Below are 22,263 nucleotides of genomic sequence, written 5' to 3'. Positions count from 1 at the left end.
CTACCCCTGGTAGGTGCGAAGGTAGTCGAAGCGGGCCGTGGCACCCGACCTGTTCATCGAGACCAGGCCGATTTTCAGGGCGCCCCTGACCGGCAGGGTCCACACACCGCCGTACACCCAGTGCACGCCGTCGCGGCTGGTCGCCGCCCGGACCTCGTTCTCCTGGTGCGCGGTGTCCAGGTGGCGGGCCAGCCGCAGCCACAGGGTGTCCGCGGTCGGGCCGCCGAACATCGGGGCGTTCGCCACCGCCGTCGGCGGCGTGGTGGTCGGAGCTTCGCCCTCCTTGCCGAACTCGCTGACGTTCAGCAGCGCTCCGCCTCCGTTGTTGAGCGGCAGGACCGAGTGGACCAGCTTGAACCAGCGGTCGTCGTTCTCGTAGAGCACCAGGCCCGCCTGCTGGGACGCCTGGCCGGGCGCGAAGTGGATCTCCGTCTCGACCGTGTAGTCGCCCTGGGGCGCGTCCCGCAGCAGGACCGAGGCGGTGTTGGTGCCCAGGTAGAGCTCGGCGTCCTGGGTCGGCCAGGCGAGCTGACCGCCGCCCGCCGTGGCGCCGGCGGCCGGTCCGCGCACCCAGCTCCAGGGCGAGCCCGCGGTGGTGCCCGGCACGCCGCCCGCGTCGAACTCGTCGCTGTAGGCGGGGAGCAGGGCCCCCGGCACCGGGGTGGCCACCCTGCTGGTCACCGGTGTGTGGAGGGTGGCCGCGCCGACGTTGTCGCCGGCCGCGCCCGGCCCGCGGGCGGCCAGGCCGACCGCCCCGCCACGGGCGGCGCCCGCCGGTACGGTGCGCTGCTGGACGGCCACCGGATCGTGCAGCCGGTCGTGGCTGACCTCGACGCTGAGCGCCGTCCCCCGCAGTTCGGCGCTGACGTTGTGCCAGGTGTTCCAGGTGAAGCCGGCCGGCAGCGCGGTGACCTGCTCACCGGCCGCGACCCCGCCCACGGTGACCTCCGTGACCAGGGCGCCCCGGCCGCGGTCCAGCCAGGCCGTGATCCGGTCGCCGGGCCCGGCGTAGCCGAGCGTGAGGCCGGCGGCGCCACCTGCCGCGGTGACCCGCAGATCCGCCTCGGCCCGGACGTTCGCCGCCGCACCCGTGGTGCTGACCAGGTACGCCGGGGCGGCGCCGGAGTCGGCGTGCTCGGCGTGGCCGCCGGAGTCCTGCTCGGTCGGCGTCGACCAGCCACCGGTGCCGGCGCCCTCGGCGCGCCAGCCGTTCAGGGTGGCGTCGTTGAACGTCCCGCCGGCCGTCCAGTTGGTCACCGGCGCGGCGGTGGCGGTGTCCGAGGGGCCCGCACCGGCCCGCAGCACGGGCCAGCCGTCGATCCAGTCGAGCCGGTCGATCAGCATCGGACGCCGGGTCAGTTTCAGCGTGCCGCCGGAGGCCGGGGCGAGGTCGGGCGCCTCGGACGGTATGGCGTGGTAGACCAGCCAGTCCTGGCCGGCCAGGTCGGTCTGGATCGCGTTGTGGCCGGGGCCGATCCAGCGGTCGCCGTTGGCGCCGGCCACGAAGCCGGCCTTGCTGGTGAGCGCGGTCAGGTCGACGCCCTGGTCGTCGAGGAAGGGACCGAGCGGACCGGTGGCCCGGCCGACCTTCACCTGGTAGCCGCTGAAGGCGCCGGAGCAGCAGCCCGCGTCGGAGTAGAACAGGTAGTAGTAGCCGTCCCGGTGGACGACGAAGCCGCCCTCGACCCGTCGGCCCCGGGCGACCTGGGTGACGGCGCCCTGGGTGCGGGTCCGGTCACCGGTCAGCTCGGCGACGCAGATGGTGTCGTAGCTGCCCCAGTACAGGTAGGGCCGGCCGTCGGTGTCGGTGAACTGCGCCTGGTCGATGTTGCCGGACGGGCAGCCGCTGGGCGAGGGGAGCACCGAGCCGCCGTCCGTCCAGGGGCCGGTCGGGGTCGGGGCGGTGGCGATCGCCACCGTGCCGGCGCCGGGCACCGAGTAGTACAGGCTGTAGTGGCCGTCGAAGTACCGGATGTCCGGCGCCCACAGGCGGGATCCGCCCTCCCAGGCCGGCTGGGTCGCCGGGGTGAAGACCTCCCCGGCGTACGTCCAGTGCACCAGGTCGGCCGAGCGCAGGATCGGCAGGATGCGCTCGCCGTCCTCGCCCTTGCTCTGGAAGACCGGGTTCTGGGTGCCGTAGGCGTACCAGAGGCCGTCCTTGCCGCGGATCATCGACGGGTCGGGGAAGGTGTCCACCGTGCCGGCCGTCACCGGGTTGGTGTAGGTGGACACCGTACTGACGGTCGGCACGCCGGCTCCGTGGGCGGCCGGCAGCGGCCCGGCGGTGAACCCGAGCAACAACGCGACGGCTCCGGCGGCCCGGGCCCAGCCGGTCCGCCTCGACCGGGGTGTGGGGGTCATGACCTCTCCTCGGTGGTGGGTGCCCGGCCCGGCTCGAAGGCACTCAGGCTCGGGTCGTGGTCGGCGGCACCGATGTCGTACATCGGCGTCATCCAGTGGTAGAAGTTGTCGCCCCGCTCCCGCAGCAGGTCGTACAACCGCCGCATCAACCGGCCTCGCACGGCGTGCAGTTCGGGGTGGCGGTAGCGGTTGGCCAGTTCGTGCGGATCCTGCTCCAGGTCGTACAGCTCGTTGACCGACTCGGGGTTGACGACCAGCTTGTAGCGGTCGTCGCGGATCATCCGCTGCGGGTACGGGAAATGGTGGCCGTGGTACTCGGCGACCAGTTCGGCCGCCCAGGGCGGCCGCTCGCCGCGGACCAGCGGCAGCAGGCTGCGGCTGTCGACGGCGGGTGCGGTGTCCAGGCCGGCGAGGTCCAGGATGGTCGCGGTGCAGTCGGTGAGCGAGACGAGTTCCCCGCGCACCTGCGGAGCGGCGCCGGGCACCCGGAGGATGCCGGGGATGCGGTAGATGTCCTCGTACATCGCCGGGCCCTTGTCGTGCAGGCGGTGCGCACCGGTGAACTCGCCGTGGTCGGCCGTGAAGAACACCGAGGTGTTTTCGGCGAGGCCGAGTTCGTCCAGCCGGGTGAGGATGCGCCCGATCTGTTCGTCGATGAGCGTGACGTAGCCCCAGTACACCGCGATCAGCTTGCGGCTGACCTCGATCGGGATGGTGTCGAAGGCCCAGTGCTCGCTGTAGTTGCGCTGGACCGGCGGCTTGCCCTCGAAGGTCTCGGCGATCGACGGCGGCAGCTCGACCAGCTCCGGGTCGTACAGGTCGAAGTACTCGTCGGGCAGCAGGTAGGGCAGGTGCGGTCCGAAGAAGTGGGTGGCCAGGTAGAACGGACGGCCGTCCGGATCGGCGGCGTACCGCTCCAACTGCTCGATGGCCCGGGTGGCGAGGTAGTACTCGAAGGTCGCCTCCACCGGCTGGTGCAGCCGGGCCGCGAGCAGGTTGCTGGGGTTGCCGTTGGGTGTGGTGCCGCGGATCGGCTCGGAGATCCGGTAGGGCGGCAGGCCCCGCTCGGCGAGGTGGGCCAGGTAGTCGGGATGGTCGACCGGGTTGTGCCAGCCCGGCAGGTCCGGCCCCTCGAAGCCGTACGAGGCCGCGTTGCGCTCGGTGCCGCCGTGCCACTTGCCGATCAGGCCGAGCCGGTACCCGTGCTCGCGCAGCGCTCCGGCGAAGGTGAAGACGTCCGCGCGCAGGTCCTCCAGGTACCCGACGTTGCGCTCCTGGTTGGCCAGCAGCCGGTGCCGGAAGGGCGCCTGGCCGGTCAGCAGACTGGCGCGGGCCGGGGTGCAGATGGCGGTGGGGGTGTAGAACCGTTCGAAGCGGGTGCCGGTGGCCGCCAGCCGGTCCAGGTGGGGGGTGGCGACGTGCGGGTTGCCGTAGCAGCCGAGGGTGTCGACCCGGTGCTGGTCGGTCATCAGGAAGAGCAGGTTCACTTCCCGTACGCCTTCGTGTAGAGGTCGCCGGAGTAGTAGGCCGACGGGTCCGGCGAGGAGGGCAACTGGCCGGTGGCGACGAAGAAGTCGCCGAGGCCCTTGAGCCAGGTCCCCACCGTGCCGTCCTCGGTCCTGGCGACCAGCTCGGCGGTGGTCATGGTCTGCACGTTGGCGGCGTCGGCCTTCACCTTGGCCGGGTCCAGTCTCAGCAGGGCGGCGGCCTCGGTGATCGCCTCGTCGGGGTGCGCGGCGCGCCAGTCGTTGGCCTTCTGCAGCACCTTGACGACCTTCTCGGTGAGCTTCGGGTCGGTCTTCGTCCCCGAGACGAAGGCGGTCGGGAAGGCCCGTCCGTCGAGGTCGCGGGTGCTGGCGACCTCGGTCAGACCGGGCTTCCTGGCCTTGATGGTGTCGATCAGGGGGTACCAGATGCCCGCCGCGTCGATCTGGCCGGCGGCGAAGGCCGAGACGATGGTGGCGGCGTCCATCGGCACCTTCTGGACGTCCTTGGGGCTCATGCCGGCCTGCTGGAGCGCGAGGTTGAGCACCATCTCGCCGGAGGTGCCGGCCGGCACCCCGACCTTCTTGCCCTTGAGATCCTTCACCGAGGCGATGCCGGGCTGGGCGATCACCCGGTCGGCGTACGTGAGGGTGTCGATCGCGACGATCTTCGCCTTGCCGGAGGCGGGCAGCCAGATCGCGCCGGGGCCGATGTAGCCGAAGTCGAGGTCGCCCGCGCCCAGCGCGGTGATCTGCAGCGGCCCGTTGGTGAACACCTTGGCCTCGGGGCTGAGTCCCTGCTCCTTCCAGAGGCCCTGCTTGTCGGCGATGGCCAGCAGGCTCGCGCCGTTGAAGTCGCTGATGTAGCCGAAGCGGACCTTCTGGGCCCCGGCGGCGGCGCCGTCGGAGCAGGCCGTCACGGAGAGCGACAGCAGGGTCGCCACGGAGGCCGCCGCGAGGGCGCGCTGGAGTATACGCATGGCGTGGGAGTCCTTCGGGAGTGTGCGGGTGTGCGGAGCGTGTGCAGCGGCGCGGCACGAGAGACGGGGCGAGAGGCGGGGCGGGTGGGCGGGTCAGCGTGCGGCGGCGACCGCCGGCTGGTGGTAGACGGCGTGCCAGACCTGGTTGCGCAGGCGGGCGAACCCGGGCGAGAGCCGGATCTCCTCCGTCCGGGGGTAGGGCAGATCCACGTCGATCACGCTGTGGATCCGGCCCGGCCTGGCGGCCATCACGATCACCCGGCCGGCCAGGTAGACGGCCTCGTCCACGTCGTGGGTGATGAACAGGACGGTCCGGCGCTGCCGGCTCCAGGTCTCCAGCAGCTGGTCCTGCAGCTGGACCCGGGTGAGCGCGTCGAGCGCGCCGAACGGCTCGTCCATCAGCAGGACTTCGGGGTCGACGGCGTACGCCCGGGCGATGGCGCAGCGCTGCTTCATGCCGCCGGAGAGCGTCTTGGGCAGCGCGTCGGCGAAGTCGCCGAGGCCGACCAGCTCGATCGCCCGGTCGGCGCGCCGGCGGCGTTCGGCGGCCGGCACCGCGGCCACCTTCAGGCCGAACTCGACGTTGCCCCGCACGGTCAGCCACGGAAAGAGCGCGTACTGCTGGAAGATGACACCCCGGTCGGGCCCGGGGCCGGTGACCGCCCGGCCGTCCACGAGCACCTCTCCCCCGGTCGGTGCGACCAGGCCGGCGGCCATGCCGAGCAGCGTGCTCTTGCCGCAGCCGGACGGGCCGACCACGGTGACGAACTCCCGGTCGGCGACGTCCAGCGAGACGTGGTCGACCGCGGTGAAGTCCGCGTCGTTGACCCGGTAGGTCCGCGAGACGTCCCGGAAGGAGATCTTGGCGTTCATCGTCGCTCCTGCCAGCCGGTGAGGCGTCGTTCGGCGAGCAGCAGCAGCCGGTCCATGAGCAGACCGAGCAGGCCGATCGCGATCAGGCCCACGAAGATCGTGGGGAGGTCGTAGTAGAGCTCGGCCTGCTGCATCCGGAAGCCCAGACCCTCCTGGGCCGCGATCAGTTCGGCTGCCACCAGGGTGCCCCAGGCCGAACCGAGGCCGATCCGCATGCCGACCAGGATGAACGGCGCGGAGGCCGGCACCACGACCTTGAGGAAGATGGTGCCGTCCCTGGCTCCGAGCACCCGGGCGGCGTCGATCAGCGTCCGGTCCACGCCGATCACCCCCTGGAAGGCCGCCACCACGCTGGACAGGAAGGCAGCCAGGAAGATCACGAAGACCTTCGGCACCTCGCCGATGCCCAGCAGGACCACCGCCAGCGGGATCAGCGCCAGGGGCGGGATGGTCCGGAAGAACTGGACGTAGGGCTCCAGCAGCCCGCGTGCCACGGGGTACCAGCCCATCAGGAAGCCGACCGGCACCGCGGCCAGGGTGCCGAGCGCGAAGCCGATGAGCACCCGGCGCAGGCTGGCCAGGACGTCGTCCGGGAGGGTGCCGTCCGCGATCAGCTCGCCGGCCCGCTGGGCCACCGCGACCGGCCCGGGCAGGCCCTGCACCCCGGTCGCCGCCAGCAGCGCCCAGCCGGCCAGGCCGACGCCGAGCGCGGCGAGGTTGAGCCACAGTGGCCGCGGACGGCGCCGGGGGGCGCGCTCCGCCGCCGGGGCGGGCCGCCCGCGTGTCGCGGCGGCCGGCACGTCCGTGGCGGTGTCGGCCCTGCTCATACGTCCTCCTTCGGTTCCGGCTGCGCCGGGTAGCGGGCGAGCAGCGGTGACTCGCGCAGGACCAGGGCGATCCCGCCGAGGGCGCCGCCGGCCTCGCCCAGGGAGGCCCGGCCGATCGTCACCCGGCCTCGGGAGACCGGCAGCGCGTGGGCGTCGAGCGCCCGCTCGACGGCGCCGACGAGGGCCGGGCCGGCCTCGGCGAGTTCGCCTCCGAGCACGATCACGCCCGGGCCGAGCGCGTTGCAGACGGCGGCGAGCACCGAGCCCACCCGGTCGCCGACCGTGGCCAGCAGGGCGAGCGCCGCCGGGTCGCCGGCGTCGACCGCCGCGAGCAGGGCGGGCAGGTCCTCGGCGGCGCCGCCGGCCGCGCGGTGTGCGCCGAGCACCGCGCCGACCGAGGCCACCGTCTCCAGGCAGCCGGCGCCGCCGCACTCGCAGGGGGCGCCGGCCGGGTCGACGGTGATGTGCCCGAACTCGCCGGACAGGCCGTCCACTCCGCGGTGCAGCGAGCCGCCGACCACCAGTCCACCCCCGACGCCGTGCGACAGCCGCAGGTAGACCACGTCCTCACAACCGGCCGCGGCACCCCAGGTGGCCTCGGCGAGGGCCGCCAGGCGGGTGTTGTTGTCGAGCAGCACGGGCGCCCCGAAGCGCTCGCCGAGCAGCGCCGCAAGCCCCTGCGCCGGGCCGCCCCCGGCGCCGGCCGTTCCGGCTCCTGCACCGGCACCGGCACCGGCACCGGCAGCGGCAGCGGCAGCGGACGACGGTGCGGGCGGCGGGGGCGGCGGGGCGGGGAGCGCGGGAGGCGGTCCGGTGCGGCCGACCGGTCCGACCACTCCGACCCCGATCGCGCCGACCGCGCCGACCGGTCCCAGCCGCAGCGCGCCGCCGGCCAGGGTGGCGACCAGCCGCTCGGCGAGGTCGATCCGGTCCGCCCACGGCAGGTCGGCGGGGTGTGCCTCGGTCGCGGAGCCGATCAGCTCGTGCGCGACGTTGACGGCCGCCACGTGCACGGCGCGCCGGGCGAAGTCGATCCCGATCGCCTGACCGGCCGCCGGATCGAGGGTCAGCAGTTCGACCGGACGGCCGCGTCGGCGCGGGCCCGGGTCCTTCGCCGCGGCCACCACCGCTCCGGCGGCGATCAGGCCGCCGACGATGTCGTACAGGGTCGTCCGGGAGAGCCCGGCGTGCCGGCCCAGCTCTCCCCGGCTGAGCGGGCCGTGCCTGCGCAGCAGGCCGAGGACGAGCTGCTCGTGCCCGCGTCTCAGCTGCGCCAGCGGGCCACCGTGATTGTGCATGCCGCCCAGCATGCTGACGCCCGTATTTTTTCGTCAACACCCCGGAAAAATGTTCATGCGGTTGCAATGGCGGACTCCCGGGCCGCCCGGTGCCGCCCGTACGGCGCCGACCGACGGGGGCTCAGACGTCCCCGGCGCAGCGGAAGCCGACGTTCCCGGAGGTGCTGTCCGGGGTGTTGCCGGTCCGCGCGGCCACCCGGTAGCGGTTGCAGTAGGAGTGGTGGCACAGGTACGAGCCGCCGCGCATCACCCTCGCCCCGCCGCTCGCGGGGCCGGTGGGCGCGGTGAGCGGCCCGGCCGGGTGGTCGGTGCCCCACCGGTCGGCGCACCACTCCCAGACGTTGCCCGCCACGTTGTACAGGCCGTACCCGTTGGGCGCGAAGGCGTCGACCGGCGCGGTGCCCCGGTAGCCGTCCTCGGCGGTGTTCCTGGTCGGGAACCTCCCGCGCCAGATGTTGCAGCGGTACCGCCCGTCCTGGTCCAACTCGTCGCCCCAGGGGTAGCGGCGCTGCTCCAACCCGCCCCGGGCCGCGTACTCCCACTCGGCCTCCGTCGGCAGTCGCTTCCCGGCCCAGCGGCAGTAGGCGGCCGCGTCGCTCCAGGCGACGTGCACCACCGGATGGTCGGCGCGGCCGTCGAGCCCGCTGCCCGGTCCCTCCGGCTCCCGCCACCGGGCGCCCTCCACCCCGCACCACCAGGGCGTCTCGGCCGGTCGCGGCGCGCCCCGGCGTAGCGCCCCGGGCAGGAAGCCGGCGAACACGTAGGACCAGCCGAACCGCTCCGCCTCGGTCACATGGTCGGTGGCGTCGACGAATGCGCCGAACCGGCGGTTGGAGACGGCGTGCACGTCGATCAGGAAGGGCCGGACCGTGACCTCCCGGACCGGGCCCTCGCCGTCGGCCGGAAAGCCCTCCGGGTCCTCGGTGCCCATCAGGAACGGCCCGCCGGGCAGCAGCACCGTGCCGGCGCGCCCGGCCGCGGCGCCCGATCGGGGCTCCGGCCCGGGGCCGGACCCCTGGGCGGCGCCCACCGGGACCACCGGCCCGGGATCGGCCGGGCGGGCGCCGCTCGCGCGCGAGGGCGGGCAGCAGCTGTTCGCGCTGGGCGCGGCTTCCTTCATGTCGGCTCTCCCGGCGTTGGTTTGGGACCGTTCCTTGATCATATGAGCCGGCCGTCCGGCCCGGCGGGCGCGGCGGTCGGAGGGGAGGCGGGGCCGCCCGACCGCCGGGCTGACGAGGGGTCGGCCCGGCGGCGGATCAGCGGGAGCGCGACATGGACCCCGGCGGTCGATCAGGCTATGGTTAGCCTAACCTAACCCTGCGGACGGGCCCGCCCGGTCGTACCGCCATGCCCTCGACCGCTCTCTCCCGAAGGATCCCGATGCCGTCTCCCGCGCGTCCCCCGGCCGCCCGCTCCACCGCACGCCCGGCCACGTCGGCGGCGGTGTGAGGGTGACCGACACCGATCTCGAATTCGGGGGCAGGATCGCCCTGGTGACGGGCGCGGCCCGGGGCATCGGCGCCGCGGTGGCCCGCCTGCTCGCCGAGCGCGGCGCCCAGGTGGTGGCCACCGACCGCGAACCGGGCGGACCGGCCACCACGGCACTGGACGTCACGGACGGCGCGGCGGTCGACTCCCTGGTCGCCGAGGTCGAGCGGGAACGCGGCCCGATCGGGATCCTGGTCAACGTCGCCGGGATCCTGCGGATCGCCCCGATCCTGGAGACCACTGACAGCGACTGGGCGCAGACCTTCGCCGTCAACACCACCGGCGTCTTCCACACCAGTCGGGCCGTCGGGCGCCGGATGGCCGCGCGCCGGGCCGGCAGCATCGTGACGGTGGGTTCGAACGCCGCCGGAGTGCCCCGGACCACCATGGGCGCGTACGCCGCCTCCAAGGCAGCCACCACCATGTTCACCCGCTGCCTCGGGCTGGAGCTGGCCCGCGACGGCGTGCGGTGCAACCTGGTCTCCCCCGGCTCGACCGACACCGACATGCAGCGCGGCCTGTGGGCCGACCCCGGCGCCGAACAGCGGGTCGTCGACGGCGATCCGGCCTCCTACCGGGTCGGCATCCCGCTCGGCCGGATCGCGGCCCCCGAGGACGTCGCCGAGGCGGTGGCCTTCCTCGCGGGCGACCGCGCCCGGCACATCACCATGCACGACCTGTACGTCGACGGCGGCGCGACCCTGCGCGCCTGACCGCCCGTCAGCGTCACCGCGGCCCGGAGCCCCGCCCGCCCGGTCGCCAGCGTCCCCGTGCCCACGCACCGGGAGAACGGAGCACACATGTCCACGGCCACCCAGGCCCACGAGGCGACGCCGGCCCGGCCGCAGGGCAGCACCCTGCTCGCCGCCTACCGGCCGGGCCCCACCACGGCGTTCTTCGCCGGCCCGCGCGGCACCCTGCTGACCGAGGGAGCACCGCACGCCGTGCCCGACCCGGCCGACGCCCCCCGGGCGCTGCGCGAGGCCCGCTCCTCGGGCGTGCGGAACCCGCTCGTGGTCGGCGCCGTACCGTTCTCGGCCGACCGCCCGGCGCGGCTCGTCGTACCGGCCGCCGCCCGGTGGGCCGCACCGGTCGGCGACGACCCGCTGCTCCAGCTCGACGTGCCCGCGCCCGGCGGTCCGTCCTGGCGGCAGCGGCCCGTCCCCGCGCCGGAGGTCTACCGGGCGGCGGTCGCCGAGGCGGTCCGCGCGATGGCGCGCGAGGCGGGGCTGCGCAAGGTCGTACTGGCCCGGACCCTGGAGCTGACCGCGCCGGGCGGGGCGGACCTGCCCACCATGCTGCGCCGGCTGATCCACCGCGACCCGCACGGCTACACCTTCGCCGTCCCCGGCGACGAGGGCGCGACCCTGATCGGGGCCAGCCCCGAACTCCTGGTATCCCGCCGGGGATCCGCGGTGGTCTCCAACCCGCTGGCCGGTTCGGCGGCGCGCAGCGCCGACCCCGCCGAGGACGCCCGCCGGGCGGGCGCCCTGCTGGAGTCGCCCAAGGACCTGCACGAGCACGCCGTGGTGGTGGAGGCCGTCCGCCGGGCCCTGGAGCCGTTCTGCCGGGAGCTCAGCGTTCCCCGGCGTCCGGTGCTGATACGCACCGCGGCCATGTGGCACCTGTCGACCACGGTCACCGGTACGCTGGCCGACCCGGCCACGAGCTCGCTGGACCTGGCGAGAGCACTGCACCCCACGCCCGCCGTCTGCGGCACGCCGACCGCCCGGGCCCGCGAACTCATCGGCTCGCTCGAACCCTTCGACCGGGGCCTGTACACAGGTGTGGTCGGCTGGGAGGACACCCGGGGCGACGGCGAGTGGGTGGTGACCCTGCGGTGCGCCGAGTCGCAGGGCGACCGGCTGCGGCTGTTCGCGGGAGCCGGTGTGGTCTCGGCCTCCGATCCGGAGGCCGAACTCGCCGAGACGGAAGCGAAGTTCGGCACCTTCCTGGACGCGGTCGGCCTCGGGGGCACCCGGTGACGAACCCCCTCGACGCCTGGCCGGCCGCGTTCGCGCAGCGCTACCGGGAGGCCGGCCACTGGACCGGCCGGACGCTGGACCTGATGATCCGCGAGCACGCCGCCGCGCACCCCGACCGGATCGCCGTCACCGACGGCGACCGGCACTGGAGCTACGCCGAGCTGGACGGCCGGGTCGACCGGCTGGCCGCCGGGCTGCTCGCCCGGGGGCTTCGCCGGGGCGACCGGGTGGTCCTCCAACTGCCCAACATCGCCGAGTTCTTCGAGGTCTTCTTCGGCCTGCTGAGGGCCGGCGTCGTCCCCGTGATGGCGCTGCCGGCCCACCGGCGGGCCGAGCTCTCGTACTTCTGCGAGTTCACCGGCGCCCGGGCGCTGATCATCGCCGACCGGCACGCCGGCTTCGACCACCGGGGGCCGGCCGCCGACGTGCTGGCCGCCGTGCCCGGCCTGGGCGAGGTGGTGGTGGCCGGTGATCCGGGGCCCTTCACGCCGCTGGACGCGCTGCGGGCCGGCGAGCCCACACCGGTGACCGACCCGCCCACCGCCGCCGACCTGGCCTTCCTCCAGCTGTCCGGCGGAAGCACCGGCCTGCCGAAGCTGATCCCGCGCGCCCACGACGACTACCTCTACAGCGTCCGGGAGTCGGCGCGGATCTGCGAACTCTCCCCCGCGACGGTCTACCTGTGCGCGCTGCCGGCCGCGCACAACTTCCCGCTCAGCTCACCCGGCACCCTGGGCACCCTGTATGCCGGCGGACGGGTCGTGCTCGCCCCGGATCCGAGCCCCGGGACGGCCTTCCGGCTGATCGCCCGGGAGCGGGTCACCCTCACCGGTCTCGTACCGCCGCTCGCGCTGGCCTGGGCGGACGCCGCGCCGAACAGTGAACTGGACCTGTCCAGCCTGGAGTTGCTCCAGGTCGGCGGCGCCAAGCTCAGCGCGGAGGCCGCCCGCAGGATCGGCCCGGCGCTGGACTGCCGGCTCCAGCAGGTGTTCGGCATGGCCGAGGGACTGGTCAACTACACGCGCCCGGACGACCCGGAGGAGACCGTGCTGACCACCCAGGGCCGGCCGATCTCCCCCGACGACGAGGTCCGCGTGGTCGACGAGGAGGACAACGACCTGCCGGACGGCGGAACCGGCCACCTGCTCACCCGGGGGCCCTACACCATCCGCGGGTACTGGAACGCGCCGGAGCACAACCGGCTGGCCTTCACCCCGGACGGCTTCTACCGCACCGGGGACGTCGTGCGCCGCACCCCGACCGGGCACCTGGTGGTCGAGGGCCGGGCCAAGGACCAGATCAACCGCGGCGGCGAGAAGGTGGCCGCCGAGGAGGTCGAGAACGTCCTGCTGGCCCACCCCGCCGTGCACGACGTGGCCGTCGTCGCCACCCCCGACCCGTACCTGGGCGAGCGCAGCTGCGCGTACGTGATCCTGCGGCCGCAGGCCCCGCGTCCGCGCCCGGTCGAGCTCAGGGCCTTCGTCCGGACCGCCGGGCTCGCCGACTACAAGGTGCCCGACCGGATCGAGTTCGTCTCCGCCTTCCCCCGTACCGGCATCGGCAAGGTCAGCAAGAAGGACCTGCGCTCCACCGCCGACTGAGCCGCAGCCGACCGGCCCTGCCGCCGGGGGCTCCCGTCGCTCCCCGGACGGGAACCACCGTCGGCGCCCCAGCAGTGCACCGCCCGCCACCGGTTCGCCCCCGGCCGCCCGAAGGACTCCACACCGCCATGGCCCTGCCCCGCATCGCCCCGTACCCGCTGCCCGGCCCCGAACGGTTCCCCGAACCGCGCGTGCCCTGGCAGGTCGACCCGGCCCGCGCCGTGCTGCTCGTCCACGACCTGCAGAACTACTTCCTGGACGCGTTCGCTCCCGACGCCCCGCCGCTGGCCCCCGCGCTGGCCAACACCGCCCGGCTGCTGGCCTGGGCCCGCCCGGCCGGCGTACCGGTGGTCTACTCGCACCAGCGCGGCGGCCAGAGCCCCGAGGAGCGCGGGCTGCAACAGGACTTCTGGGGCCCCGGCCTGCCGGACGACGACCACGCCCGGGGCGTCCCCGCCGTGGTGGCCCCGGCCGACGGGGACGTCATGCTGACCAAGTGGAAGTACAGCGCGTTCGTCCGCACCGACCTGGCGGAGCAGCTGGCGGCGGCCGGGCGCGACCAGCTGGTGCTGGTCGGCGTCTACGCGCACATCGGCGTCCTGATGACGGCCTGCGACGCCTGGAGCCGGGACGTCCAGGCCTTCGTGGTCGGCGACGCGGTCGCGGACTTCTCCGAGCAGCGGCACCTGGAGGCCCTGGAGTGGGCCGCCGGCAAGTGCGCGGTCGTGGTCGGCACGGACCGGCTGCTGGAGGGCCGGTGAGTGCCGCCCGGCCGACCCGGCCCTCGCCGTCGCCCGACCGGCCGACCGATTCAACGGCCGGTGCCACGGCCGGTGTTACGACCGGCGCCGCGAGCAGAGCCACGGGCGGCGCCACGACCGACCGGCTGACCGCCGAGGGCGTCGCGCTGCGCTACGGCGACCGGGCGATCACCACGGATCTCTCCGTCGGCATCCCCGACGGGTCGTTCACCGTCATCGTCGGCCCCAACGCCTGCGGGAAGTCCACCCTGCTGCGCGCCTTCGCCCGGCTGCTCAGGCCCGCCGCCGGCCGGGTGCTGCTGGACGGCGAGCAGATCAGCGGCCTTCCCGCCAGGGAACTGGCCCGCCGGCTCGGCCTGCTGCCGCAGAGCTCGGCCGCACCGGACGGCATCACCGTCGCGGACCTGGTCGCCCGGGGCCGTTACCCGCACCAGGGCCTGCTGCGCCAGTGGTCCCGCGAGGACGAGCGGGTGGTCGCCGAGTCGATGGCCGCCACCGACGTGGAGGAGCTGGCCGAGCGGTACGTGGACGAGCTCTCGGGCGGGCAGCGCCAGCGGGTCTGGCTGGCCATGGCGATCGCCCAGCAGACCCCGCTGCTGCTGCTCGACGAACCCACCACCTTCCTGGACATCGCGCACCAGGTCGAGGTGTTGGACCTCTGCGCACGCCTGCACGAGGAGCAGGGCCGCACCCTGGTGGCCGTCCTGCACGACCTCAACCAGGCCGCCCGGTACGCCACCCACCTGATCGCGATGCGCGACGGCGCGGTGGTCGCCGAGGGAGCGCCGGCCGAGATCGTCACCGCCGAACTGGTCGAGCGGGTCTTCGACCTTCCCTGCCAGGTGATCGAGGATCCGCAGACCGGCACTCCGCTGGTGGTCCCGATGGCGCCCGCGCGACGGGCCGTGAGCGCGTGAGGCGGAGCGTGGCGCAGGCTCCCCTCCGTCCGGCGACCGCCACCACCGCGCCGGTCCGCCTCGCGACCCTCGGCACGGCGCCCGTCCGGCCCGCGACCGGGGCGGACGCGGCGGCGCTGCACGCACTGTCCGAGCCGTTCATGCGCTCCGGTGAACTGCGGGTGCGCACGGCCGCCGACTACCGGGCCGCGGTCGGCCAGTTCCTCCTCGTCCCCGGTCCGCCGTCGGCCGGTCCCGACGGGTGCGTCGCCCTGCGCCGGCTGCCGGCGGAGCCCGGCCATCCCGCGGCCGGGCTGCTGCACAACCTCTGCGTACGCCCGGAGCGGCAGGGGACGGGCCTCGGCTCGCGCCTGCTGGCCGCCCTGCTCGACACGGCGGCGCGCGGCGGCCTGCGGACGGTCCACGCCGCCACCACGGGCAGCGGTGAGCTGTTCCGCCGCTTCGGCTTCGTCCCGATACCGGCCGCGCTGGCCCCGCGGAGCTGGGCCGCCGGCCTGGATCCCGCGCGCGGTTCCGAGGTCTACCGCCGGATCCTCGCCGAGCCCGGCCGGGCGGTCGGTCAGGCGCGGCCGGACCTCCACCCGCGGGCGATCAGCCAGACCAGGTAGCACCCGCCGACCAGCCCGGTGAGCACTCCCACCGGCAGCTGGGTGGGCGCCAGCAGGCGCTGCGCCGCGAGGTCGCTGACGGCCAGCAGCAACGCACCCGTCAGCGCGGATCCCAGCAGGTTGGGCCCGGTCGCCCGGGTGAGCCGCCGGACGACCTGCGGGGCGACGAGCGCGACGAAGGGGATCGGGCCGGCCGCGGCGGTGGCGGCCGCCGTCAGGCCGACCCCCACCAGCACCAGCAGGATCCTGACCCGCTCGGTGGAGACCCCCAGCGCGGAGGCCGCGTCGTCGCCCATCTCCAGCATCCGCAGCGGCCGCCCGAGCAGCAGCGCGGCGGGGAGCAGGAGCAGCAGCAGCACGGCCATCGGGCCGCAGTGCTCCCAGCCGCGCGCGTTCAGACTGCCGGTCAGCCAGACCGCCGCGCTCTGCGCGTCGCCGAACGAGGCGCGGGCGATCAGGTAGGCGTTGACCGAGGAGAGCAGCGAGCTGACGCCGATGCCCACCAGCACCAGCCGGTAGCCCTGCGTCCCGCCGCGACGGGAGAGCAGGTGGACCAGGAGTGCCGTGACCAGTCCGCCGACGACCGCGCCGCCCGCCACCACGGCCGCACCACCGCCGATCACCAGGATCACCGCGAGCGCCCCGGTGGCCGAGCCGACGGTGAACCCGATGACGTCCGGGCTGCCGAGCGGGTTGCGGGCCAGGGTCTGGAACAGCGCGCCCGCCAGGCCCATCGCCGCGCCGACCAGCAGCGCCGTGATCAGCCTGGGCAGCCTGACCTCAAGGACGATGTACCGCTGGCCGCGGGTGCCGCCGCCGGTGAGCACGTCGAGGACGCCGGAGACCGGCAGCGGGAAGTCACCGGTGATCAGGGTCCGGACGGCGACGGCGAGCAGAGCCGCCAGCAGCAGCGCGCAGACGGCGGTCGCCCTGGGGTGGCGGCGCAGCGAGCGGCCGCCCGGCAGCCGCACGGCGTGCAGCGGGACGGGCCGGCGGGCGGCCGGCGGGTGCCGGGGAGTGTCGGCGGGCCGGTCGACCGCCGTGGTGCTGTTCACAGGTGGGCGATCCTCCGGCCCCGTACCAGGGCGATGAAGAGCGGTGCGCCGACGAACGCCGTCACGACGCCGGCCTGGAGTTCGGCCGGGTGCAGGACGAGGCGCCCGACGATGTCGGAGCCGACCAGCAGGACCGGCGCGAGAACGGCCGACAGGAGCAGCACCCAGCGCTGGTCGGGGCCGCAGACGTGGCGGGCGAGGTGCGGCACGGCCAGTCCCACGAAGACGATCGGGCCGACCGCCGCGGTGGCCGCGCCGCACAGCAGGGTGACGGCGAGCACGCTGAGCATCCTGGTCCGGCCCGGGTGGGCGCCGAGGGCGTGCCCCGCGTCGTCGCCCAGGGCCATCGCGTTGAGCGGCCGGGCGAGCAGCAGGGCGAGCACGCCGCCGGCCGCGAGGAAGGGCAGCACCTGCCGGAGCACCGCGGCGTCCACTCCGGCGAGGGTGCCGATCTGCCAGTACCGGAATCGGTTCAGGGTGAGCGGGTCGAGCAGGACGAGTCCGTTGACGAGGGCGGTCAGCACGGCCGTCACGGCGGTGCCCGCCAGCGCGAGGCGCACCGGCGTGGCCGACGGACGGCCGCCGGCCCCGAGGACGTGCACCACGGCGGCGGCGACGGCCGCACCGGCGAGGGCGAACCAGACGAACGAGCCGAAGCCGTGCAGGTCGAACACCGCGGTGCCGAGGGCCACCGCGGCGGCTGCGCCGCCGTTCACGCCGAGCAGGCCGGGGTCGGCCAGCGGGTTGCGGGTGAGTGCCTGCATCAGCGCGCCGGAGAGCCCGAGGGCGGCGCCGACGGCGATGCCCAGCAGGGTGCGCGGGATCCTGGCGTGGTGCACCACGATCCAGTCCTCCGAGGTCGGCTCCCGGTGCATCAGGACGTGCAGGACCCGGCCGGGCGGGATGTAGCGGGCGCCGACGGCGATCCCGGCGATCGCCAGGACGGCCAGCAGCGCCAGCGCGCCGAGCAGCCAGGCCACCCGCCGGGGCGTGCCGGATCGGCGGTCCGGCACGGCGGGGGTGGCCGCGGGCGGAGCCGGCGCGGCGACGGTGGCGGGGGGCGGAGCCGGTGCGGGGGTTCTCGCAGTGGTGGAGGTCATGCGTGGTCGGCGTCGTCCTCGTGGTGGTCGTGGTTGGCCACGCCCCGCTTCCAGTAGCCGTCGACGTCGACCTGGTCCTTCGACAGGCCGCGCTCGCGCCGCAGGTGACGGCGGATCGGCTTGAGCGAGGTGGCCTCGCCGGCCACCCAGGCGAAGCCGAGGCCCGCAGGCAGGTCGGCCGCGCGGATCGCGCGCTCCAGCAGGTCGGTGCTGCCGGAGGGGGCGTCACCCCGGTGCAGCCAGGTGAGGGTGAGGTCGGCGGCGCTCTCGATCTGCTGCTCGTCCTCGGGCCCGGACACCTCGGCGAACGCGATCACCCTGACCCCGGCCGGCAGCATCTCCGCCCAACGGGCCAGGGCCGGCAGGGCGGTCTCCTCGGCGCCGAGGAGGTACCAGTCGTGGACGAAGGGGAGTTCCTCGGAGCCGCGGGGGCCGAAGACGCCCAGCCGCATGCCGGGCTCGGCGCGGCCGGCCCAGGCGGAACCGACCCCGGTGCCGTGCAGCACCATGTCGACGTCGATCTCCTGCTGTTCGCGGCGGTGGTGACGGATCGTGTAGTCGCGGGTCAGCGGCTCCGACATGCCGTCGGGCGCGTCCATCCAGGTGTCGTTCTCCACCACCGGCTCGACCGGGAGGTCGGCGCCCGGCTCGGCGAAGCAGAGCTTGACGTGGTCGGTCGGCGCCTGCTCGCAGAAGCCCTCCAGTGCCTCGCCGCCGAAGGTGACGCGGACGGTGCCCGGCGTGATTCGCTGCACCCGCCTGACTTCCAGGAGGCGGTACTTGAGCGGATGGCGGACGATCCGCATGCGCGGCGGAGCGGTCTCGGTGGTCATCGTTCAGCCCTATCCGGTGTGAGAGGTGGCGCCCGGACGGCGGCCCGGCAGCCGCCATGTCGATTAGGTTAGCCTAACCTCATGCATGGGTACCAGTGGTGGCCCCCACCGGAAGCCGCCCGCCCTCCAGCCGGATCACCCGGGGCATCCGGGCGATCGTCTCCGGCCGGTGCGCGATCACCACCAGCGTGCAGTCGGCGCGCAGTTCGTCCAGCGCGTGCTCCAGCCGGCCCGCCGTCACCGGGTCGATGTCGGCCGTCGCCTCGTCCAGCACCAGGACCGCCGGGTCCGCCAGCACCGCCCGGACCAGGCCGAGGATCTGCCGCTCCCCGGCCGACAGGTTGCCGCCGCGCCGGCCGACCTCGGCGTCCAGGCCACCGGGCAGACCGGCGATCCACTCCCGCAGGCCGAGCCGGTGCACGGTGTGCTCGATCAGCTCGCGGTCCGGCGCGCCCTGGACCAGCGCCAGGTTGTCGGCGATCGTGCCCGACACCATCCTGACCTCCTGCGGCACCAGCACCACCCGGCGGCGCAGATGCGCCTCGGGGACGTCCCGCAGATCCTGCCCGGCGAACGTGACGACGCCCTCGTCCGGCCGGTAGAGACCGCAGAGCAGCTTGGACAGCGTGGTCTTGCCGGAGCCGGTCTCACCGACCACGCCCGTCCGGCTGCCCGCCGGGAAGTCCAGCGTGATCCCGGACAGCGCCGGGTCATCCGAGCGGTAGGAGTACGCGACCCCCTCGCAGCGCAGGTCGCCGCGCTCGGGCAGCGCCGCTCCGGCCGCCCCGGGTGCCACCGGCTCCGGCTCGGTCGCGGCCAGCAGATCGAGCAGCCGGGCCAGGCCCGTCCGGGCCGTCTGCACCTCGCCGACCAGCTGGGAGAGGTCGGTGAAGGAGTCGAAGAGGTTGCGGCCGGCGACCACGAAGACGACGACCGCACCGATGCTCAGGCTCCCCTGGCCGACCAGCCGGCCACCGGCCACCAGCAGCGCCACCAGGGCCGCGCCCTCGACCAGGCTCACCAGGTCGATCCGGTTCTCCACCCGCAGGGCGCGGCGGGCGGCCCGCACCGCCCGGGCGTTCTCCCGGTCGAAGCGGCGTGCCCAGCCCGGCAGCCCCCGGGAGGTCTGCAGCGCCTCACGGGCGGTCAGCGTCTCGGTGAAGGTCGCCGCCACGGTCGCCTCGGCGCCGGCCTTGCCGCCGAAGGCGGCGGCCGCGTCCCGCTGGAACCAGCGGGTGACCAGCAGCGTCAGCGGCAGGAAGACCGCCAGCTGGACCAGGAGCAGCAGCCAGGAGTACCCGGCGAGCACCACGAGCGTGAAGGCCAGGGTCGCCGTCGAGGCCACCAGGTTGCGCAGGTGCAGGCGGACGAACGCCGCCAGTTCGGCCACCTCGCCGGTCGCCCTGCGCAGCAGCTCCCCGCTGCGGTGGGTCTCCAGGAAGCGGAGCGGGGCGGTGGCGAGGTTCTCCACGCACCGCTCGCGCAGGCCGCGCACGACCTGTTCGCCCGCCCGGATCAGCAGCAGCTCGCCTGCCCGGGCGAATCCCAGCTGGGCGAGGGCCAGCAGGACGAGCAGCAGGACCGCGACCACGAGCCGGGTGCGGTCACCGGAGCCGACCGCGTCGGCCGCCAGCCCGATCAGCGGCGCGACGGCCACCAGGGCCGCCGAGTCGGCCAGCCCGACGCCGAGCGCGACGCCGAGGCGGCCGCGGTGCGGGCGCAGGTACGGCGCGGCGCGGCGCAGCACCGCGCGCTGGTCGGCCTCCTCCTGGAGCAGGGGCTGCTCAGCCACGGCCGGCCTCCCCTTCGGTCGCGGACGACTCGGCGGTGGCCGTCGGTACGGCGGTGACGGGCGGCACGGCGGTGGCCGTCCCGGCCGTCGCGGTGTCGGAGGTCGTGGTCACGGCGGGCCTTTCGACGGGTGCGGCAGCCGGGGCGCCGACCGGCGCGAGGATCCGCACGACGCGGTCGGCGGCCGTCAGGACGGCGCCGCGGTGGGTGGCGAAGAGGACGGTACGGCCCACGGCCCAGCCGCGCAGCCGGTCCAGCACGAGCCGTTCGGTGGTGGTGTCCAGGGCCGAGGTGGAGTCGTCGAGCAGCAGCAGTACCGGATCGCCGAGCAGCGCCCTGGCGATGGCGAGACGCTGGACCTGGCCGCCGGACAGGGCGGTGCCGCCTTCGCCGAGTTCGGTGCGGTAGCCGTCCGGCATGGCGGTGAGCTGGTCGTGGACACCGGCGATCCGACAGGCCTCGTACAGCGCCTCGTCGTCGAGTTCGCGGCCGAGCCGCAGGTTGTCCGCCACGGTGCCGGAGAGCAGGACGGGCCGCTGGGAGACGTACGCGATCCTGCTCCTGATCTCGTCGAGGGCCACGGTCCGCAGATCGGTGCCGCCGTAGGCGACCGCTCCGGCGGCGGGGTCGTCGAGCCGCACGGCCAGGCGCAGCAGGGTGCTCTTGCCGGCGCCGGTGGCGCCGCTGAGGGCGACGAACTCGCCGTGCCGGACGGTGAGGTCGAGCGGGCCCAGCACGGTGCGTCCGTCCCGCACGGCGCTGACGCCGGTGAGGGTGAGCGCGCCGGTGGCCGGCAGCGGGCGGGCGGCGACGGGGTCGGGTTCGGTGACCTCGGGCAGCAGGGAGAGCGCCTCGTCGATCCGGGCGGCGGCGACGTCCGCCTGGCCGCGCTCCAGGAGCCGGTCGACCAGCACGCGGGTGGCCAGCGTGATGACGGCCATCCAGGAGGTGAAAGCGACCAGAGCGCCCAGGGTGAGCCGGCCGTCCATCACCGCCAGGCCGCCGATGCCGACACCGGCGGCCACCGCCAGGCGCGGGACGAACGGGGCGACGGCCGCCCAGGTCGCCTCGATCCGGGCCGCCGTGACGGTGCGCCCGGTGACCTCGGCGCTGGCCCGGTGGTGCCGCTCGACGAGCGGACGGTGGCCGCCGGTGCCGCGCAGGCCGGTGCCGACCTGGAGCAGGTCCGCGACGGCGTCGGCCCGGACGCCGTGCGCGCCGGAGAGCTCTCCGCTGGCGGCGGCGAACCGCTTGGGGAAGTACAGGTTGACCAGGACCAGGAACGGCAGCGTGGCGAGGGTGACCAGCAGCAGGCTGAGATCGAGGGCGGCGAGGGCGGGCAGCACCACCACGAAGGTGGTGCCGAGCACCACCCAGACGGCGAGGCCGTGCACCCACTCACGCACGAGGTCGGTGTCGCGGGTGGCCCGCATGGCGAGGTCGCCGTGGCCCCGGGAGGCGAGCGCGGCCCGGTCGAGGCCGGAGAGGTGGCGCAGCAGCCGGGAGCGCAGGTCAGCGCCGACCTTGGCGTCGGCGTAGCCCGCCCAGTACTGCCAGCCGTAGAGTCCGGCGAACTGGACGAGCGCGGTGACGGCGGTGGCGCCGCACCAGAACAGCAGGGCCCCGCCGTCGTCCGCGACGAGCCCGTCGTCCAGAGCCCGCTGGACGCACCACGGCACCGCGAGCAGGGCGACCTGCCGGATCGCGGCGGCGATCATGGCGGCCACCACGGTGGCCCGGTGCGGGCGCACCGCGCCCCACAGCAGGGCCCGGGCGCGCCGGCGGAGCTCGGGCCGGAGCGCCCCGGGCCCCGCCTCCTCGGCGTCGGCCGGCTGCTCGTCGGTCGATACCTCGAAGCCGGCCGGCTCCTCGGCGGCGGGTCGCCGCGTGGCCGGTGTCTCTCGGGTCGGCTGCTGCGCGGCGGTCAGCCGCTCTTCGGCCGGGGCCGTCTGTGGGGTGCTCACGTGGATCGGTGGTCCGTCCGGTCGCAGCGGTCAGGGCCGGGGCTGGGGGGACGGCGCGCCGCCGTCCCCCCGCGCTCCGTCAGGCGTCGGCGGACTCGCTGCGGGCCACCAGCGAGGCGGGCCGCATGTCCGTCCAGGTCGCGTCGACGTACGCGGTGCAGCCCTGGCGGGAGTCCTCGCCGTGGGTGACCGTCCAGCCGGCCGGGATCTCCGCGAAGGCGGGCCACAGCGAGTGCTGGTTCTCGGCGTTGACGAGGACGTAGTAGCGGGCGTCGTCGTCCTCGAAGGGGTTGGTCGCGGTCATGGTCGTACTCCTCGGGGTGGCTCGGATGTGGGG

Annotated in this window: 19 protein-coding genes; 6 read left to right on the top strand and 13 right to left on the bottom strand. The window is 74.9% G+C overall.

The features are described 5' to 3' along the window. The 7 genes from OG823_RS31060 to OG823_RS31030 all read right to left on the bottom strand — a co-directional run bounded on the left by OG823_RS31060 (nt 1) and on the right by OG823_RS31030 (nt 8,943). Nucleotides 1–2,361, bottom strand: coding sequence for a family 43 glycosylhydrolase (locus tag OG823_RS31060; protein WP_371483489.1), 2,361 nt, complete (start codon nt 2,359–2,361; stop codon nt 1–3). Further along, the gene (locus OG823_RS31055; protein ID WP_371483487.1) at nt 2,358–3,848 is read right to left on the bottom strand and encodes a sulfatase-like hydrolase/transferase; all 1,491 of its coding nucleotides are present in this window, start codon (nt 3,846–3,848) and stop codon (nt 2,358–2,360) included. The genes OG823_RS31060 and OG823_RS31055 overlap by 4 nt, the downstream gene beginning before the upstream one ends. After that, nucleotides 3,845–4,825: an aliphatic sulfonate ABC transporter substrate-binding protein gene (locus OG823_RS31050; protein WP_371483486.1), complete on the bottom strand. Its 981-nt coding sequence runs from the start codon at nt 4,823–4,825 to the stop codon at nt 3,845–3,847. The genes OG823_RS31055 and OG823_RS31050 overlap by 4 nt, the downstream gene beginning before the upstream one ends. Nucleotides 4,826–4,918: 93 nt before the next feature. Further along, complete coding sequence (locus OG823_RS31045; protein WP_371483485.1) at nt 4,919–5,698, bottom strand: ABC transporter ATP-binding protein; 780 nt, start codon at nt 5,696–5,698, stop codon at nt 4,919–4,921. Next, nucleotides 5,695–6,525, bottom strand: coding sequence for an ABC transporter permease (locus tag OG823_RS31040; RefSeq protein WP_371483483.1), 831 nt, complete (start codon nt 6,523–6,525; stop codon nt 5,695–5,697). Before OG823_RS31040 ends, OG823_RS31045 begins: the two co-directional genes overlap by 4 nt. Further along, the gene (locus OG823_RS31035; protein WP_371483482.1) at nt 6,522–7,835 is read right to left on the bottom strand and encodes an ROK family protein; all 1,314 of its coding nucleotides are present in this window, start codon (nt 7,833–7,835) and stop codon (nt 6,522–6,524) included. The genes OG823_RS31040 and OG823_RS31035 overlap by 4 nt, the downstream gene beginning before the upstream one ends. A gap of 109 nt (nt 7,836–7,944) precedes the next feature. Beyond that, a complete protein-coding gene (locus OG823_RS31030) occupies nt 7,945–8,943 on the bottom strand; it encodes a formylglycine-generating enzyme family protein (protein WP_371483480.1) in 999 nt (332 codons plus the stop codon). Nucleotides 8,944–9,274: 331 nt separating this feature from the next. Here OG823_RS31030 and OG823_RS31025 point away from each other — a divergent pair, with 331 nt between their 5' ends. The 6 genes from OG823_RS31025 to OG823_RS31000 all read left to right on the top strand — a co-directional run bounded on the left by OG823_RS31025 (nt 9,275) and on the right by OG823_RS31000 (nt 15,183). Further along, on the top strand, nt 9,275–10,024 hold the full coding sequence (locus tag OG823_RS31025) for a 2,3-dihydro-2,3-dihydroxybenzoate dehydrogenase (RefSeq protein WP_371483479.1): 750 nt from the start codon (nt 9,275–9,277) through the stop codon (nt 10,022–10,024). A gap of 87 nt (nt 10,025–10,111) precedes the next feature. Next, entirely contained in the window at nt 10,112–11,296 is a 1,185-nt protein-coding gene (locus OG823_RS31020) for an isochorismate synthase (RefSeq protein WP_371483478.1), read from the top strand. Next, nucleotides 11,293–12,897 (top strand): (2,3-dihydroxybenzoyl)adenylate synthase, encoded by a 1,605-nt coding sequence (locus tag OG823_RS31015; RefSeq protein WP_371483476.1) that lies wholly within the window; start codon nt 11,293–11,295, stop codon nt 12,895–12,897. Before OG823_RS31020 ends, OG823_RS31015 begins: the two co-directional genes overlap by 4 nt. Nucleotides 12,898–13,025: 128 nt before the next feature. Continuing rightward, the gene (locus OG823_RS31010) at nt 13,026–13,658 is read left to right on the top strand and encodes an isochorismatase family protein (protein WP_371483475.1); all 633 of its coding nucleotides are present in this window, start codon (nt 13,026–13,028) and stop codon (nt 13,656–13,658) included. Between the two features lie 125 nt (nt 13,659–13,783). Beyond that, nucleotides 13,784–14,575, top strand: coding sequence for an ABC transporter ATP-binding protein (locus OG823_RS31005; protein ID WP_371484719.1), 792 nt, complete (start codon nt 13,784–13,786; stop codon nt 14,573–14,575). An 8-nt stretch (nt 14,576–14,583) separates the two neighbouring features. Beyond that, nucleotides 14,584–15,183, top strand: a complete 600-nt coding sequence (locus OG823_RS31000) for a GNAT family N-acetyltransferase (RefSeq protein WP_371483473.1) — start codon at nt 14,584–14,586, stop codon at nt 15,181–15,183. On the opposite strand, the gene OG823_RS30995 is transcribed toward OG823_RS31000, so the two are convergent. The 6 genes from OG823_RS30995 to OG823_RS30970 form a co-directional block, all read right to left on the bottom strand. Then, complete coding sequence (locus tag OG823_RS30995; protein ID WP_371483472.1) at nt 15,135–16,238, bottom strand: FecCD family ABC transporter permease; 1,104 nt, start codon at nt 16,236–16,238, stop codon at nt 15,135–15,137. The genes OG823_RS31000 and OG823_RS30995 overlap by 49 nt on opposite strands. Beyond that, nucleotides 16,235–17,338, bottom strand: coding sequence for a FecCD family ABC transporter permease (locus OG823_RS30990; protein WP_371483471.1), 1,104 nt, complete (start codon nt 17,336–17,338; stop codon nt 16,235–16,237). The genes OG823_RS30995 and OG823_RS30990 overlap by 4 nt, the downstream gene beginning before the upstream one ends. Further along, nucleotides 17,335–18,171, bottom strand: a complete 837-nt coding sequence (locus OG823_RS30985; protein WP_371483470.1) for a siderophore-interacting protein — start codon at nt 18,169–18,171, stop codon at nt 17,335–17,337. The genes OG823_RS30990 and OG823_RS30985 overlap by 4 nt, the downstream gene beginning before the upstream one ends. Nucleotides 18,172–18,250: 79 nt before the next feature. After that, on the bottom strand, nt 18,251–19,963 hold the full coding sequence (locus OG823_RS30980; RefSeq protein WP_371483469.1) for an ABC transporter ATP-binding protein: 1,713 nt from the start codon (nt 19,961–19,963) through the stop codon (nt 18,251–18,253). Beyond that, nucleotides 19,956–21,926 carry an ABC transporter ATP-binding protein gene (locus OG823_RS30975; protein WP_371483468.1) on the bottom strand — a complete coding sequence of 657 codons (1,971 nt, stop codon included), beginning with the start codon at nt 21,924–21,926 and terminating at the stop codon, nt 19,956–19,958. The genes OG823_RS30980 and OG823_RS30975 overlap by 8 nt, the downstream gene beginning before the upstream one ends. A gap of 79 nt (nt 21,927–22,005) precedes the next feature. Beyond that, nucleotides 22,006–22,230 carry an MbtH family protein gene (locus OG823_RS30970; RefSeq protein ID WP_371483467.1) on the bottom strand — a complete coding sequence of 75 codons (225 nt, stop codon included), beginning with the start codon at nt 22,228–22,230 and terminating at the stop codon, nt 22,006–22,008. Nucleotides 22,231–22,263: the final 33 nt, after the last annotated feature.

The sequence above is a fragment of the Kitasatospora sp. NBC_00315 genome (assembly GCF_041435095.1).
Lineage (GTDB): Bacteria > Actinomycetota > Actinomycetes > Streptomycetales > Streptomycetaceae > Kitasatospora.
This window is presented reverse-complemented; position numbering and strand designations above follow the sequence as displayed.

Excerpts from the sequence above, each read along its gene's own strand:
- OG823_RS31035 (WP_371483482.1), bottom strand. The coding sequence starts at position 7,835 with ATGCTGGGCGGCATGCACAATCACGGTGGCCCGCTGGCGCAGCTGAGA.
- OG823_RS30985 (WP_371483470.1), bottom strand. The coding sequence starts at position 18,171 with ATGACCACCGAGACCGCTCCGCCGCGCATGCGGATCGTCCGCCATCCG.
- OG823_RS31045 (WP_371483485.1), bottom strand. The coding sequence starts at position 5,698 with ATGAACGCCAAGATCTCCTTCCGGGACGTCTCGCGGACCTACCGGGTC.
- OG823_RS31060 (WP_371483489.1), bottom strand. The coding sequence starts at position 2,361 with ATGACCCCCACACCCCGGTCGAGGCGGACCGGCTGGGCCCGGGCCGCC.
- OG823_RS31010 (WP_371483475.1), top strand. The coding sequence starts at position 13,026 with ATGGCCCTGCCCCGCATCGCCCCGTACCCGCTGCCCGGCCCCGAACGG.
- OG823_RS31040 (WP_371483483.1), bottom strand. The coding sequence starts at position 6,525 with ATGAGCAGGGCCGACACCGCCACGGACGTGCCGGCCGCCGCGACACGC.
- OG823_RS31020 (WP_371483478.1), top strand. The coding sequence starts at position 10,112 with ATGTCCACGGCCACCCAGGCCCACGAGGCGACGCCGGCCCGGCCGCAG.
- OG823_RS30990 (WP_371483471.1), bottom strand. The coding sequence starts at position 17,338 with ATGACCTCCACCACTGCGAGAACCCCCGCACCGGCTCCGCCCCCCGCC.
- OG823_RS30970 (WP_371483467.1), bottom strand. The coding sequence starts at position 22,230 with ATGACCGCGACCAACCCCTTCGAGGACGACGACGCCCGCTACTACGTC.
- OG823_RS31050 (WP_371483486.1), bottom strand. The coding sequence starts at position 4,825 with ATGCGTATACTCCAGCGCGCCCTCGCGGCGGCCTCCGTGGCGACCCTG.
- OG823_RS31030 (WP_371483480.1), bottom strand. The coding sequence starts at position 8,943 with ATGAAGGAAGCCGCGCCCAGCGCGAACAGCTGCTGCCCGCCCTCGCGC.